General features: G+C 38.9%; 15 protein-coding genes and 1 CRISPR repeat array. All 15 genes read left to right on the plus strand.

Features of this window, described 5'->3' with window-relative positions:
- The first annotated feature begins 18 nt into the window (after window positions 1–18).
- The 15 genes from RIL182_RS05695 (at window position 19) to RIL182_RS05760 (ending at window position 15,091) form a co-directional block, all read left to right on the plus strand.
- On the plus strand, window positions 19–864 hold the full coding sequence (locus RIL182_RS05695; protein ID WP_006855572.1) for a TrmH family RNA methyltransferase: 846 nt from the start codon (window positions 19–21) through the stop codon (window positions 862–864).
- Window positions 865–894: 30 nt separating this feature from the next.
- Window positions 895–1,158 (plus strand): hypothetical protein, encoded by a 264-nt coding sequence (locus RIL182_RS05700; RefSeq protein WP_006855571.1) that lies wholly within the window; start codon window positions 895–897, stop codon window positions 1,156–1,158.
- 33 nt (window positions 1,159–1,191) lie between these two features.
- Window positions 1,192–1,797 (plus strand): protein adenylyltransferase Fic, encoded by a 606-nt coding sequence (gene fic / locus RIL182_RS05705; RefSeq protein ID WP_006855570.1) that lies wholly within the window; start codon window positions 1,192–1,194, stop codon window positions 1,795–1,797.
- Window positions 1,798–1,972: 175 nt separating this feature from the next.
- On the plus strand, window positions 1,973–2,719 hold the full coding sequence (cas6, locus tag RIL182_RS05710; protein WP_006855569.1) for a CRISPR-associated endoribonuclease Cas6: 747 nt from the start codon (window positions 1,973–1,975) through the stop codon (window positions 2,717–2,719).
- Window positions 2,716–5,025 carry a type III-A CRISPR-associated protein Cas10/Csm1 gene (gene cas10 / locus RIL182_RS05715; RefSeq protein WP_006855568.1) on the plus strand — a complete coding sequence of 770 codons (2,310 nt, stop codon included), beginning with the start codon at window positions 2,716–2,718 and terminating at the stop codon, window positions 5,023–5,025. The genes cas6 and cas10 overlap by 4 nt, the downstream gene beginning before the upstream one ends.
- Window positions 5,026–5,418: a type III-A CRISPR-associated protein Csm2 gene (gene csm2, locus RIL182_RS05720; protein ID WP_006855567.1), complete on the plus strand. Its 393-nt coding sequence runs from the start codon at window positions 5,026–5,028 to the stop codon at window positions 5,416–5,418.
- A 15-nt stretch (window positions 5,419–5,433) separates the two neighbouring features.
- Entirely contained in the window at window positions 5,434–6,096 is a 663-nt protein-coding gene (gene csm3, locus RIL182_RS05725) for a type III-A CRISPR-associated RAMP protein Csm3 (protein WP_006855566.1), read from the plus strand.
- A 55-nt stretch (window positions 6,097–6,151) separates the two neighbouring features.
- Complete coding sequence (gene csm4 / locus RIL182_RS05730) at window positions 6,152–7,066, plus strand: type III-A CRISPR-associated RAMP protein Csm4 (protein ID WP_044998539.1); 915 nt, start codon at window positions 6,152–6,154, stop codon at window positions 7,064–7,066.
- Window positions 7,063–8,184 (plus strand): type III-A CRISPR-associated RAMP protein Csm5, encoded by a 1,122-nt coding sequence (gene csm5 / locus RIL182_RS05735; RefSeq protein WP_006855564.1) that lies wholly within the window; start codon window positions 7,063–7,065, stop codon window positions 8,182–8,184. Before csm4 ends, csm5 begins: the two co-directional genes overlap by 4 nt.
- Window positions 8,171–8,314 carry a hypothetical protein gene (locus tag RIL182_RS21160; protein WP_006855563.1) on the plus strand — a complete coding sequence of 48 codons (144 nt, stop codon included), beginning with the start codon at window positions 8,171–8,173 and terminating at the stop codon, window positions 8,312–8,314. The genes csm5 and RIL182_RS21160 overlap by 14 nt, the downstream gene beginning before the upstream one ends.
- Window positions 8,315–9,086: 772 nt before the next feature.
- The gene (gene cas1, locus RIL182_RS05740; protein WP_006855562.1) at window positions 9,087–10,091 is read left to right on the plus strand and encodes a CRISPR-associated endonuclease Cas1; all 1,005 of its coding nucleotides are present in this window, start codon (window positions 9,087–9,089) and stop codon (window positions 10,089–10,091) included.
- A gap of 30 nt (window positions 10,092–10,121) precedes the next feature.
- A complete protein-coding gene (gene cas2, locus RIL182_RS05745) occupies window positions 10,122–10,442 on the plus strand; it encodes a CRISPR-associated endonuclease Cas2 (protein ID WP_118597095.1) in 321 nt (106 codons plus the stop codon).
- Window positions 10,443–10,746: 304 nt separating this feature from the next.
- Window positions 10,747–11,495: direct repeats of the CRISPR family, unit length 36 nt; unit sequence ATTGAGATAAGAGACCCCCGTAGAGGGGACGAGAAT.
- 195 nt (window positions 11,496–11,690) lie between these two features.
- Window positions 11,691–13,046 carry a type III-A CRISPR-associated CARF protein Csm6 gene (gene csm6, locus RIL182_RS05750; protein WP_006855559.1) on the plus strand — a complete coding sequence of 452 codons (1,356 nt, stop codon included), beginning with the start codon at window positions 11,691–11,693 and terminating at the stop codon, window positions 13,044–13,046.
- A 105-nt stretch (window positions 13,047–13,151) separates the two neighbouring features.
- Entirely contained in the window at window positions 13,152–14,390 is a 1,239-nt protein-coding gene (locus tag RIL182_RS05755) for an AAA family ATPase (protein WP_015521471.1), read from the plus strand.
- Window positions 14,391–14,392: 2 nt separating this feature from the next.
- Entirely contained in the window at window positions 14,393–15,091 is a 699-nt protein-coding gene (locus RIL182_RS05760) for a HEPN domain-containing protein (RefSeq protein WP_242655460.1), read from the plus strand.
- Window positions 15,092–15,127: the final 36 nt, after the last annotated feature.

Below are 15,127 nucleotides of genomic sequence, written 5' to 3' on the forward strand. Positions count from 1 at the left end.
TTTTTAGTGAGGGAAATTATGATTACAAGTACATCAAACCAGCAGATGAAAAATTTGACACTGCTCATGAAAAAAGCAAAAGCCAGAAATGAACAGGGTGTTTTTGTGGCAGAGGGAAGAAAAATGTTTTTAGAGGCCCCGGTGGAGTGGGTGAAACAGGTTTATGTTTCCGAGAGTTTTTATGGAACATGTACGCAGGGCAATATGCAGGATTGCATGGAATCCTGCACGCCAAAACATGGGGAAGAAAAACTGAACAGAAAAGTACTGGAGCGTTTGAATGAAACCGGCTATGAGATCGTCTCTGACAATGTGTTTAAAAGTGTTTCCGACACACAGACACCGCAGGGAATTCTCTGTGTGATAAAGAAACCGGAGTATGCATTAGAGGAACTGATCAAAGGGGAACAGACGCATCTTCTGATCTTAGAGAGCATCCAGGATCCGGGAAATCTCGGCACGATGGTGCGCACCGGTGAGGGCGCAGGTATCACAGGTGTGATCATGAACCAGACAACAGTGGATCTGTTTAATCCGAAAACCATCCGTTCCACGATGGGAAGCATTTACCGGGTTCCTTTTTTCATCACGAAAGATCTTGCGGGGACGATTTCATCACTCAAAGAGCAGCAGGTCAATGTCTATGCGGCACACCTTAAGGGCACACTTTCCTATGATGAGCCGGACTATAAGAAAAAGACGGCGTTTCTCATCGGAAATGAGGGAAACGGATTGTCGGATGAGATCGCAGATTTAGCAGATACTTATATTAAGATTCCAATGCAGGGACAGGTGGAGTCGTTGAATGCGGCAATCTCCGCATCACTTCTGATGTATGAGACGGGACGGCAGAGAAGACACTGATCAATAATAAAAATGGAGAGATAACAATTCATGAGAATCTGGTTTAAAATGATGAAGGGTACGCACCTGATCAAAGACATGACAGTGACAGATGAGTCAGATGATACGAGAACGCACAAAATTTTCAAGGCGTTAGATGAGGTATGTTATGCATTTGACCTTGGAAAACCGATCTGGTTAGATGCGAATGTGGAAGAGTTTAAGAGGCATGCAAAGACACGTTTTACGCAGGATTGTTTTATTGAGCATGTGGATTTTGATTTTCTGGAGATGCATGTGATCGAGGAGGATTAAAGGGAGAACATCCCAATATGGAGGACATGTTGTATGGCGCTGGAAAATAAGCTTGGAATTAAAAGTTCCGCAGAACTCGCGCGTGAAGAGGAACGTATCAGTAAAAAGAAGGCAGTAGAACTGTTTGAAAATGGTATGCTCGAGAAACTTGAGGCGGGAAAGTTTCAAACGTTATGTGAGATTCATAAATATTTATTTGATGATATCTATGACTTTGCAGGAAAAATCCGAACCGTAAATTTATCAAAAGGTAATTTCAGATTTGCACCGCTTATGTATCTTGAAACAGCAATTAAAAATGTAGACAAAATGCCACAGAACACATTTGATGAGATTGTTGAAAAATATGTGGAAATGAACATTGTGCATCCGTTCCGTGAAGGAAATGGAAGAAGCATGCGCATCTGGCTGGATATGATGTTAAAAAAACAGATCGGACAGGTAGTAGACTGGAGTAAGATAGAAAAAGAAGATTATCTGATGGCGATGGAACGCAGTCCGATCAAAGATATTGAAATTAAATATATTTTAAATGCAGCACTTACCGATCAGATCAATGACCGGGAAATTTATATGAAAGGTATTGACCATAGTTATTATTATGAGGGATATGTCACGTATAAGACGGAAGAGTTGTAGGGTGGCTGGCTTATGAAAAGGCAAGGGAGAGATCTCTTGCCTTTTGGTTATTTATGTCAGATTATGAAATAGAAAAATAAATATTTTACGTTAATATATGAAAATTTGGAAGATGCATGTTACAATAGTAAGTAAATAAAATATAAAGGCATAAAATAACAGATGGAGAAGGGGAATGTTAGCAAAATTAGAATTAAAGTTAAAATGTGAAAAAGAACTGACATATCAGATGTCATCATTGTTTCATGGGGCACTTATGGAATTGCTGCCAGAGGAATATGCAGATTATCTGCATATTTCAAGCCTTCATCCATATGCACAGCATTTAGAATGCAGAGAAGGGAACTGGTACTGGGTAATTACAGGACTGAATAAAGAAGCAGTGAAGATTATTATACAGGATACGTTGTGGAAAATAGAATACATTCTGATAAAAAAACATGATCTTAAAGTTTTGATAGTGAAGAAAAATTATATGGAAACAACATATAAAGAATTAATGGATCATTTTTATGAGGATGATGGGAAAAGGTATATTCAGATTCATTTTCTATCTCCGACTGCATTTAAACAAAATGGAAGGTATCTTTTTTATCCGGATCTTCGCTGTGTTTTTCAGAGTCTGATGAATAAGTACGACAGTGCCACAGCAGAAAATACAATGCATGATGAAGATACACTCGAACAGATATGTGAGCATGCACAGGTGATCAGGTATGATCTGAAAAGTGTAAGTTTTTCTTTGGAGGGGGTCAGGATTCCATCCTTTATCGGAAAAATAACCATAAAGCTGCATGGCACAGATACAATGGCAAATTTTGTTAACATGTTGTTCGAGTTTGGAGAGTATTCCGGGGTAGGAATCAAAACTTCCCTCGGAATGGGATATATGAAAATCATAAACGAAGGGGGAAGAAAATGATAACGGACGATCAGATAAAATTAATGATTGGAAGTCTGCTTCATGACATAGGAAAAGTTGTGTATAGAAGTGGGGATGGAAGAAATCACAGTCAGAGTGGATATGAGTATCTGAAGAATGAAGCACATATTTCAGATGATGAAATTTTAAACTGTGTGAGATATCATCATGGAATGTATTTAAAGAACGCATCCTTAGCAGAAGACGATAAGGCATATGTTGTTTACTATGCAGACAATGTGGCAGCATTTTCGGATCGCAGAGAGGCGGAAGCAGGAGAAGGCGGATTTGATAAAGCGATGCCGTTAGAGAGTATATTTAATATTTTAAATGGAAATCACGGACAAAGTCATTATGCCATGCAGGTTTTAAATCCGAAGAATGGAATTAATTATCCGACAGAAGATGAAATATCTATGGATGAACATTTTTATCAGTCCGTCATTCAAAATATTACAGATAATTTACAGGGTATCACGTTAGACGAAGAATACATCAATTCCCTGCTGGCTGTGCTTGAGGCAAATCTGACATACATTCCATCTTCTACTTCAAAAAAGGAGCTTGCAGATATTTCTTTGTATGACCACATGAAGATGACCGCAGCAGTTGCGTCATGCGTAATGCAGTTTCTGACTGCGAAAGGCGAAAAAAATTATAAGCAGAGCCTGTTTATCAATGCAGAGAAATCTTATGACGAGGAAATGTTTTTACTGTATTCCATGGATATTTCCGGTATTCAGAGTTTTATCTATACGATAGGAGAAAAAGGTGCATTAAAAGGACTGCGTGCGAGAAGTTTTTACCTTGAAATTATGATGGAGCATATTGTGGATGAACTGTTAGAGAAGTTGTCACTTTCAAGGGCAAATTTAATTTATACAGGAGGAGGACACTGCTATTTGCTTTTAGCGAATACGGATGATACCCGTGATATTTTAGAGCACTATGAAAAAAGTCTGAATCACTGGATGATGGAACATTTTGATACAGCGTTATATGTTGCCTGCGGATATGCGAAAGCAAATGCCAATGCGTTAAGAAATATGCCGAACGGAAGTTATTCCGATCTTTATCTAACGATATCAAAGATGATTTCTGAGAAAAAATCGAATCGGTATAATGCAGATATAATCCGTAGTCTGAATAGCAGAAAACATGAAGGAGAGCGGGAATGTAAAGTGTGCCGCAGAATAGCCCGCCTTACAGATGATAAATGTCCGGTATGTCTGGCATTAGAGAAAATGTCGGGAAGTATTCTGTATGAAAACTATTTTACTGTAATGAGTGAACCGGACAAAGATGCGCTGCCACTTCCGGAAAACAGGTACTTAGCAGCAGATACAAAAGAGAGCCTGCTAAAACGGATGGAATCAGAAAATTATGTCCGGTGTTATACGAAAAATGAAATTTATATCGGGAAACATGTTACTGCCAAATTGTGGGTTGGAGATTATACGACAGGTGACACGTTTGAAAAACTGGCAGAACAGGCAGAAGGTGTGGAAAGAATTGGAATCCTTCGTGCGGATGTGGATAACCTTGGAACGACTTTTGTTTATGGACTGCAGAGACCGGATGGAGATGACAAATATGTAACACTTTCGAGAACATCTACATTGTCACGGCAGTTGTCTTTATTTTTTAAATGTTATATCAATGAGATACTTCGGAAAGGAACAGCAGACAATTTTGGTGGAAGTGGGGAACGAAAAGCGGTAATTGTATATTCTGGTGGAGATGATGTGTTTTTAGCCGGAGCGTGGAATGATGTGATCGCAGCTTTTATGGATATCAGAAATGCGCTTGAAAAATTTACACAGGGAACGCTGACAATATCAGGAGGTGTTGGTATTTACGATGCAAAATATCCGCTGAATGTTATGGCAAAAGAAGTGGAAAGACTTGAAGACAGATCAAAACATGTGGAAGGAAAAAATGCAGTTACGCTGTTTGATGAAACACATGCTTATCCATGGAATGTATTTATACAAAATGTTGTTACAGAAAAGTTAGGTGTGCTTAAGACTTATTTTGATCAGAATGATGAGCACGGTATGGGATTTTTATATCATCTCATGGAATTGTTAAGGGAAAGTGGGAACAACATCAATTTTGCAAGATATGTTTATCTGTTGTCGAGAATGGAACCACAGGAACATGAAAATAAAGAAAAACGGGCGGCTTACCGGAGTTTTTCAAAAAAGATGTACGAGTGGAGCGGGAAGGAACAGGATAGAAAAGAACTGATCACGGCAATCTATCTGTATGTATATCTGAATCGCAAAAGAGAGGAGCAGGATTAAATGAAATTGACAGAAGAAAATTATGTGGGAATTGCAGAACAGGCAATCAAGGAACTGTGCAGTGAAAAAGACCAGAAAGGGAGACTGGTTGGTCCGGTAACAACATCCAAGATCAGAAATCTGCTTGCCATGACATCCGATATTTACAATGATGTGGTCAATAGTCAGAGCGACAAGCTGAATGCAGAAATAATTGGACGGATCAACTACATGAAGATTCGTTTTATCTATGAAGCAGGGCGTGAACCGAAGGTAAAGAAACTGGTAGATAAAGCAAAGATTTTAGAGCACTTAGAAGAGATCAAAGGCAGCAGAGACCAGTATATTTTATTCAGCCGGTATATGGAAGCCTTGGTTGCATATAGAAAATTTTATGGTGGACGTGATGAGTAGAGGGAGGATGAAATAATGTTTGCAAAAGTTAAAATCAGTGGGGTGTTAGAGACAATAACGGGTTTACATATTGGCGGATCGAGTGCTTTTTCTGCGATTGGTGCAGTAGATTCTCCTGTCATCCGGGATGCAAGGACGAATATGCCGATGATTCCGGGTAGCAGTTTAAAAGGAAAATTAAGGACACTTCTGGCAAAAAAATATAATCAGACAGTAGCGAAAACACCGGATGACGATGCGGTATGTCTGACAAGTCTGTTTGGAAGTGCGAAAAAAGGTCAGGTAAAGACTAGTAAAATCCTGTTTAACGATATGTTTCTTGAAAATATGGATGAATTAAAATATGCAGGGCTGACAGGTGCAACAGAGGTTAAATTTGAAAACAGCATCCAAAGAACAACGGCAGTAGCGAACCCCAGACAGATCGAACGTGTGGTAAGAGGAGCAAAATTTCCGATGCAGTTGATTTATGAAGTGACGGATGAATCGGAAATGGTTCATGATTTTGAAATATTAAAAGACGGGTTTCAACTTTTAGAATATGATTATTTAGGCGGCAGTGGATCAAGAGGTTATGGACGTGTCAAGATCATGGATATCCGGGTCGAACCTGTGATAGGGGAAGTGTCGGAAGATGTTTTGTCTCAGTGTAAGAAAATCATGAGTGCAGTGGAATAAAATAAATTTGCAGAATTGATTTTTGACTACAGAGAGAAAAGAAATGAGGCGGGACATGGAATATACGATCTATCAGTTAGAATTTAAAACAGGTGTTCATTTTGGTACCGGAATGTTAAATGAAAGTGCCTGCACGTTTAAGGCAGATCAGATATTTTCAGCACTTTATATAGAGGCTTTAAAACTGAATCTGCAGCAGCAGTTATATGATGCTGTGAAAAAAGGAAATCTGTTAATTTCAGATGCATTTCCATATATTGGACAGCAGTATATGATTCCAAAACCGATGATATATGTGGAGCCGGTAAACCGTGGGGAATCGAAGCAGAAAAAAGCATATAAAAAAATGAAGTTTATTCCGGTAGAATGTTTGATCGATTTTCTGAATGGGAAAATGGATCTGTCAAATGATCCGATGGAACATTATGGACATTATTTTCAGCAGACGATGGCAGCTGTCCGCACCGGCGAGGAGACTCTCCCATACAGGGTTGGAACTTTTTATTATGAAGAGGGATGTGGCCTGTATATCATTGCCGCGTATCAAAGCGAAAATGAAAAATGTCTTATGGAAAAATTGCTGACAGCATTGTCCTATACAGGAATTGGTGGAAAAAAATCAGGTGGACTTGGAAAATATAGATACAATGAGGGGCAGATTCCGGAACAGCTTTTAGAATGTCTGCAGAAAAAATCGGACAGATATATGTTATTGTCAGTTGCACTTCCTGCAGATGAGGAATTGGAAAATGCGATGGAAAATGCATCCTATTTGTTAGAAAAAAGATCTGGATTTGTGGCATCTTCAGATTATGCAGAGGAGTGGAGAAAAAAGAAGGATCTTTATGTATTTACAGCAGGTTCCTGTTTTGTAAATTGTTTTGCCGGAGATATCTATGATGTGTCGGAAGGCGGAAAACATCCTGTGTATCGATATGCAAAGCCGATTTTTATGGGGGTATCATTATGAGGGATTATTTAAAACACTACCGGGTGAAAATATGTGTATTATCCCCAGTCTATATAGGTTCCGGTGAAAAAATAGGAAAAAAAGAGCACATCTATATGCCATGGAATCATCATGTGATCATACCGAATGTAGAGAAGATGTACATGGATCTGCAGAAAAAAGGACTCGGGAAAGAGTTTGCAGACTATATGATGGATGGGCGGCCGAAGGAACCTTCTCTATCCCAGTGGCTTGGACAGCATAAGATGCAGCGGGAAGATTATGAGAGATGGAAATTGTATGAGATGGATGCAGGGGAAGCATTTGTTTCACAGACAGCCAGACCAAAAGAGATTGAAGCCTTTGTGAAGGATGCATATGGTATGCCGTATGTTCCGGGCAGTACTTTAAAAGGCATGTTCCGCACGGCACTGATTGCAGATGAGATACAAAAATGTCCGGAAAAATATGAAAGAACAGGCAGGGAGATACAGTCTGCTTCCGCAGAACGCGCAAGCAGGAAACAATGCCTTGCAAGAGAGACAAAACGTTTAGAACAACAGATATTTTATACTTTAAACCGTGATGAAAAAAAGCCTGCAAATGCTGTTAATGATAATCTTTCTGGTCTGCATGTAGGTGACAGCCAGCCTATCAGTGTGGATCAGCTGACATTAAGCCAGAAGATCGATGTTACACTAGACGGTACAGAAAAACCGCTGAATGTATTGCGGGAGACACTGATCCCCGGAACAGAGATTTGCTTTGATGTATCAATTGACACGACAATCTGCCCGTATCAGATGGAAGATATCATAGAAGCACTGAATATTTTCCAGAATATCTGTAACCGGTATTTTTATGCAAGATTCCACTGGGAGGCAAAGGAAAAAAATACAGTATGGTTAGGTGGAGGATGTGGTTTTCTTTCAAAGACGGTTTTATATCCATTGCTTGGCAGTAATGCAGTAAAAGTTGTGGATAATGTGTTTAAAAATACACTGGGAAAAAATTATATTGTGCATAAACATACCAAAGATCTGCAGCTTAAGCTGGCACCGCATGCCTGTAAGTGTACAAAGTATCAGGGAAAGCTGTATCATATGGGGATGGGGAGGATTGAATTTGAGGAAATATAACAATTTTGCGCCGATAGGCTTAAAATCAGGCTTTGTGATCGGTATGATCCAGTTTGATATTGAGATTTCTCTCATTTGCGGGTTTGCCCCGCAAATGGGGGATGAAAGCCTTGTGTTTGGAGAGGTGTAAGGGACAGGATTGAAATATAAGAACCCCGTGGAGGGGACGAGAACGGTAGCTTTTTATTTGATGCTGCAGGTTTTGAAGATTGAAATATAAGAACCCCGTGGAGGGGACGAGAACAAAACATCAATATCAGCGTGTAAGTCCTCAAGTATTGAAATATAAGAACCCCGAGGAGGGGACGAGAACTCCGCGACAGCTCTGCAAAAAAATCATATCCCGGATTGAAATATAAGAACCCCGTTGAGGGGACGAGAACATATTCTCCCTTCTGTGCAATAAAAAAGACAGCCTAATTGAAATATAAGAACCCCGAGGAGGGGACGAGAACTAGATCCGTGATGGTGTTTTAGCTTTTGCAATTTCGTATTGAAATATAAGAACCCCGAGGAGGGGACGAGAACTTGCCTGACTTATCTGTATAGTTAAAATCGGAGAATTATTGAAATATAAGAACCCCGAGGAGGGGACGAGAACCTGTCTCAGGAACTTTTCATCCGACTGGTCTAAACGGATTGAGATAAGAGAACCCCGAGGAGGGGACGAGAACTGACGCATTTCTTCTATTGTTGGCATAGTTGTTATTGAGATAAGAGAACCCCGAGGAGGGGACGAGAACACTTCCTGAATTTCAGTCTTAGGAACTTCTACATAAAATTGAGATAAGAGAACCCCGAGAAGGGGACGAGAACCTTTAGCTGTTTTTGTTATATACTTACACAAGTATAATTGAAAAAATTTCCACTAAGGGGACAAATAAAAACAAGGGAGGAAACACATGAGTTATCTTTATGTCAGTGAACAGGGTGCGAGTATCGGGATAGAAGCAAATCGTTTTCAGGTAAATTACAAGGATGGAATGATAAAAAGTATTCCAGCTGAGACGTTAGAGATGATCGAAGTATTTGGCAGTGTCCAGATTACGACACGCTGCCTGACGGAATGTTTAAAACGGGGGGTGAATATCCTGTTTTATTCCACAAGCGGGGCGTATTATGGAAGGCTGATCTCAACTTCCCATGTGAATGTGCAAAGACAGCGTATTCAGGCGGAAATTGGACACAATGAAACATTTAAACTGGAAATGTCAAAAAGAATCATTGATGCAAAGATTCGCAATCAGGTTGTTGTTTTGCGTAGATATGCGCGAGGCAGAGATGAAGATATTCATAGAATGATCATTGAGATGCAGAATATGCAGAAAAAACTGCTATATGCGAAGAGTGTGGAACAGGTTATGGGATATGAGGGAACGGCAGCAAAAATATATTTTAAAGTATTGGGGAAGTTAATTGATGAACAATTTGTTTTTGAAGGCAGGTCAAGACGTCCTCCGATGGACCCGTTTAATTCGCTGATCAGTCTTGGCTACTCGATCATCTTAAATGAATTGTATGGAAAGATTGAGGGAAAAGGATTAAATCCATATTTTGGAGTGATGCATAAAGACAGAGAAAAGCATCCTACCTTAGCAAGTGATCTGATGGAAGAATGGAGAGCCGTATTAATTGACACAACAGCGCTTAGTATGTTAAATGGTCATGAATTGGTAAAAGAAGATTTCTATACTGGAATCGATCAGCCTGGAGTCTTTTTAGAAAAGGATGGATTCCGGAAATATATTCAGAAACTGGAGGGAAAATTTCGTACAGAGAACAGATACCTTTCGTATATTGATTACAGTGTCAGCTTCCGGCGTGCAATGGATCTTCAGGTTAATCAGTTTGTAAAGGCAATTGAAACGGAAAATGTGAATGAATATATGCCGGTGATCATTCGGTAATTGGTTTGATAAATGTGGGGGGAAAGACAAATGGAAAATTATTTTTGGAATACTGAGGAAGAAAATAGCATAAAGAAGCTGTATATTCTTGTAATTTATGATATTGTTGATAATAAGCGAAGAGTCAGGTTTGCGAAGAAAATGAACGGATATGGTTTTCGGGTTCAGAAATCGGCATTTGAGGCGATGGTTACGGAAAATTTATATCGACGTTTGTTACATGATATTCCGGAGCTGATTGACCGTAGATCGGACAGCGTGAGAGTTTACAAAATAAGAGGTTATGGAGAAGTCAGCCTGTTTGGGGCAAGTCCTGAAATTAAAAATGAAGAAGTGATTATTATAGGGTAATATGACAAAAGATATATTATAAATACACTGGGCAGAAATTATGTTGTGCATAAACATACCAAAGACCTGCAGCTTAAACTGGCACCGCATGTCTGTAAATGTACAAAGTATCAGGGAAAGCTGTATCATATGGGGATGGGGGAGGATTGAATTTGAGGAAATATAATGATTTTGCTCCGATAGGCTTAAAATCAGGCTTTGAGAATGTTATACACCAGTTTGATATTGAGATTTCTCTCATTTGCGGGTTTGCCCCGCAAATGGGGGATAAAAGCCTTGTGTTTTGGGAGGTGTAGGGGACAGGATTGAGATAAGAGACCCCCGTAGAGGGGACGAGAATTGCACAGCGTATGGAAAATCGGATTTACCGTTATATTGAGATAAGAGACCCCCGTAGAGGGGACGAGAATGTACTGTTTGCCATTCCTAGAGTGACAAGCAAAAGATTGAGATAAGAGCCCCCCGTAGAGGGGACGAGAATTCCACCGCCTTCCTAGTTATAGTATAGCGGATTTAATTGAGATAAGAGCCCCCCGTAGAGGGGACGAGAATACGAAAGTACAACAGTGTGAGGCGCACTAGGTAAGATTGAGATAAGAGCCCCCCGTAGAGGGGACGAGAATATGGTGAATATAGTGCGTTCATGTATCAATGGCAGATTGAGATAAGAGACCCCCGTAGAGGGGACGAGAATGTTCCAAATCTGCTTGCCACATTCGTCACGGTCATATATTGAGATAAGAGACTCCCGTAGAGGGGACGAGAATTCCAAGTCGTTGTTACTTGACTTGTTTAAAGTGTAATTGAGATAAGAGACCCCCGTAGAGGGGACGAGAACCTATGCACTATTCTTTTATTGTATCAAGTTCTGTATTGAGATAAGAGACCCCCGTAGAGGGGACGAGAACTCTACATAACAGTCGCAAATACGGGAAAATGTGCAGTCATTGAGATAAGAGATCCCCGTGGAGGGGACGAGAACGTAAAGCCTTTATTCAATTATCAATGTACTTGAGAATTGAGATATAAGACCCCCGAGAAGGGGACGAGAACCAGATGGGTTTGATTTTTCTTGCATCTTCCTGAATTGAGATAAGAGACCCCGAGGAGGGGACGAAAACTTGAAAACCTGCCCCGGATAAATCAAATTAGGGTTTACTGAGATATAAGAACCCCGCTAAGGGGACAAAATTAGAATAAATTTTTACTAAATAACCATGCAGGAAAATTAAATCATTATTACGAAAGATGGAGATTATTATGAATCAGACGATATTGTTTACACCAGTGGGAGGAACCGACCCGATTTCATTAAATAATTATCATGATGGATCAATACTGCATATTTGCAGATTCTATAAACCGGATAAAGTCATTTTGTACATGTCAAAAGAGATGTTGGATTTTCAGGAGAAAGATGACAGGTATCGTTATTGTCTGGACCGTCTGGCAAAGATGCAGGATCGTCCCATGATTTATGAGATCATAGAACGCCGGGAGCTTACCAAAGTACATGAATTTGATTATTTTTACGAGGATTTCAGGAAGGTGATCAGCCATATATATGAGACGATGGATGATTCAGATACACTGCTTTTAAATGTGTCATCCGGTACACCGGCAATGAAAAGTGGATTGCTGGTATTGCAGACATTAGGGGAGTTTCCTGCAAAAGTAATTCAGGTGGCGACACCAGTAGGAAAATTGAATGAGCAGGTGCATGAGGGATATGATGTAGAAACTTTATGGGAATTGGATGAGGATAATCAGGAAGGTGCACAAAACAGATGTAAGGAAATACAGTGTCCGACACTTTCAAAGATAAAGAAAGAGGAAATTATAAAAAAACATATTTTGGTATATGATTATCAGGCTGCGCTTGATGTTGCGGATTCATTACCGGCAGAGCAGACAGTGCAGTACAGGGATTTAATTTATCAGGCTGCAAGGAGAGTGTTATTAGATTTTGTGAATGTGGATAAGACAATCCAGAAAACAAATTTTCAATGTCTGCCGGTGCGGTATTCTTCCCAGAGAAAATATTTTGAATATGCACTTACGATCGATATTCGATTAAAACGTGGTGAGTATGTGGATTTTATCAGGTCGATCACACCGATTGTAGTAGATTTGTTTGAAATGATATTAAAAAAACAATGTGGCATCATAGTAGACGATTATTGCGACCAGTATAAACGTGCCGGACAGTGGAAGAGGATGTGGTCAGCAAAAAAATTAAATGGAACGGAAGTAGGAAAAGTACTGAATAGTCATTATCAGAAAATGGAAAAAAGATTTGAAGCAAAAGATGTGTATTCAGAACATCTAAAAATACTCACAGATCATTTTTCGAGTGATACCCGCTTAAAACAGTTGATGGAAGATCTTAGAAATGTGGAAAGTAATATCCGGAATCTTGCTGCGCATGAGATTGTGTCTGTGACAGATGAGACAATTAAAAACCTGACAGGTTTTTATGGCAGGGATATCATGAGTAAGATCAAGGAGCTTTTTGGATATACGGAGATTTCCATACGAAAAGGGTATTGGGATTCTTACGATGAAATGAACAGGAAAATCCTTGAGCAGATGTCAAATGAATAAAATATACAAACAAAACACAAAAAATGTGAATATTTCACAAAAGCAATGTATAAATTATTGACATGAAATATTTAGAAACATATAATGTGATTGGAGGTGTGGGATATGTTACTTGAATTTTCATGCAGTAATTATAAGGCAATTAAGGAGAAAATAGTATTTTCCATGGTTGCAGGAAGTGATAAATCACATCAGGAAGAATTGTATGAATTTGATGATTACCGGGTGTCAAGAATCACATCTGTATATGGTGCAAATGGTGCTGGAAAAAGTACATTGATTGATGCGGTAGGGTATCTAGGCTTTTTGGTGAGGGAATGTGTGAAATTTCAGGAAGGAGATAAGATTCCGAGAACACCACATAAACTTTCAGCAGAGAAACCGACAGCGTTTGATATTCAGTTTGTTGTGGATGGAATACGTTATGCGTATGGATTTTCCATGAATGATGTTGAGTTTCTGGATGAGTATTTGTATCATTTTCCATCTGGAAGACAGGCGAAGATATTTGAACGTGAAGGTACAAAGTTTTCATATGGAATAAAGTATAAGAAAGAACTGTCTCAACTGGAGAGTAAGACAAAAAGTAATAAATTATTTCTGACTACGGCAGAAGCGTGGTGCAGTTTAAAGGAAATCATTCATCCTTTCAGGTTTTTTAAAGAAGAATTGATTGTTCATGGAATTGGACCTGATAATTGGTTTGAATACTCTGCAGAACAGATTCGGACAAATTCTGGTATGAAACAAATATTAGTTGTGTTCATGCAAAAAATAGGAATTCCAATTAAGGATATCCAGGTAAAAATAGAAAACAGACAATTGACAACACAGGATATGCCGCTTGAATTATTAAATAAGGTCCAGATGTTAACTGGTATGGGTTCATTGCAGACAATAGAAGTAAAGTTTGTATATAAAGATTATATTTTGAATATCAATGAGGAGTCACAGGGAACACAGAAACTTTTTAAATTGCTATGTCCGTTTATAGATGTGCTAGTCAATGGAAAAGTGTTATTTTATGATGAACTTGAAGCTAGTCTCCACCCTGCACTTGTAGATGAATTAATCCACACATTTAAAAACTGGAAAAGTGAAAAAAATCCACAATTAATTTTTTCCTCCCATGATACAAGTTTGTTGGATCTGGATTTATTCCGCAGAGATCAAATATGGTTTGCAGAAAGAAATCCCAGGTTGTGCACGACAGAGTATTATTCTTTAGTGGAATTGAAAAATGTCAGAAAGGATGACAATATAAAAAAAGGATATATCAATGGTCGATATTCGACAATTCCGTTAAAGGGAAGCAGTTTGATCGAAGTTTTGGGAGGTGAATAAATTTGGAACGAAAGCTAGGACTCAGTTCCAGAAATGAAAATTCCAGAAATATGTTAGTGCCGGATATGCACGTTTCAAAACTTGATGAAATGTATGAACAGTTTTGCAAAAATGTGGAAACGGTAAAAGAAAAGTTTCATATTGCAGAACAATTAGATAACGTTCATGAAGAAAAAGCAGTAAAAGATATTTATCGGTCACAGATTGTGTTTTTGGAAAGTGCACTGGATTATTATATGCATTGTCTTGGAATTTATGCGATGGTACAAATGTATAATAATCACTGGGATAAAACACGGGGATATTCCGATTTAAAGGTGCCGATTGATAAGGTAATGGATGCTGTTATGCATCCCGAAAATACAGGGTGGATTGACGCGGTAATTGTGTCTTACCATGCATCAAAAACATATATGAGTGCGAAAGAGATTAAGGGGCAGTTATCATTAATTGTTGGAAAAGATTTTTTTGATAAAATAGCAAATGAAATGTTTTATGACAAGGAGAGCAGAGTGAAACCAGCAGACAAATTGGCAAGAGCATTGACAGATTTGTTTGAACGCAGAAACAAGATAGCACATCAGGCAGATAGAAATCACCAGACGGGAGATTTGTATGATATTAACCGGCAGGATGTGGAAAATGCAATAGGTGTTGTTGAAACATTTGTTACAACTGTTCATAAGTTATTAACGGAATAAGAGTACTGCATGACATAAAAAAGCAAGGGACAACAT

The organism is Roseburia intestinalis L1-82 (assembly GCF_900537995.1).
Taxonomy (GTDB): domain Bacteria; phylum Bacillota; class Clostridia; order Lachnospirales; family Lachnospiraceae; genus Roseburia; species Roseburia intestinalis.

What these genes read in the sequence shown, in the direction of transcription:
- cas10 (WP_006855568.1), top strand. Translation starts at nt 2,716, where the DNA reads ATGATAACGGACGATCAGATAAAATTAATGATTGGAAGTCTGCTTCAT.
- cas2 (WP_118597095.1), top strand. Translation starts at nt 10,122, where the DNA reads ATGGAAAATTATTTTTGGAATACTGAGGAAGAAAATAGCATAAAGAAG.
- cas6 (WP_006855569.1), top strand. Translation starts at nt 1,973, where the DNA reads ATGTTAGCAAAATTAGAATTAAAGTTAAAATGTGAAAAAGAACTGACA.
- csm5 (WP_006855564.1), top strand. Translation starts at nt 7,063, where the DNA reads ATGAGGGATTATTTAAAACACTACCGGGTGAAAATATGTGTATTATCC.
- RIL182_RS05700 (WP_006855571.1), top strand. Translation starts at nt 895, where the DNA reads ATGAGAATCTGGTTTAAAATGATGAAGGGTACGCACCTGATCAAAGAC.
- csm4 (WP_044998539.1), top strand. Translation starts at nt 6,152, where the DNA reads ATGGAATATACGATCTATCAGTTAGAATTTAAAACAGGTGTTCATTTT.
- RIL182_RS05695 (WP_006855572.1), top strand. Translation starts at nt 19, where the DNA reads ATGATTACAAGTACATCAAACCAGCAGATGAAAAATTTGACACTGCTC.
- csm2 (WP_006855567.1), top strand. Translation starts at nt 5,026, where the DNA reads ATGAAATTGACAGAAGAAAATTATGTGGGAATTGCAGAACAGGCAATC.
- fic (WP_006855570.1), top strand. Translation starts at nt 1,192, where the DNA reads ATGGCGCTGGAAAATAAGCTTGGAATTAAAAGTTCCGCAGAACTCGCG.
- cas1 (WP_006855562.1), top strand. Translation starts at nt 9,087, where the DNA reads ATGAGTTATCTTTATGTCAGTGAACAGGGTGCGAGTATCGGGATAGAA.
- csm6 (WP_006855559.1), top strand. Translation starts at nt 11,691, where the DNA reads ATGGAGATTATTATGAATCAGACGATATTGTTTACACCAGTGGGAGGA.
- csm3 (WP_006855566.1), top strand. Translation starts at nt 5,434, where the DNA reads ATGTTTGCAAAAGTTAAAATCAGTGGGGTGTTAGAGACAATAACGGGT.
- RIL182_RS05755 (WP_015521471.1), top strand. Translation starts at nt 13,152, where the DNA reads ATGTTACTTGAATTTTCATGCAGTAATTATAAGGCAATTAAGGAGAAA.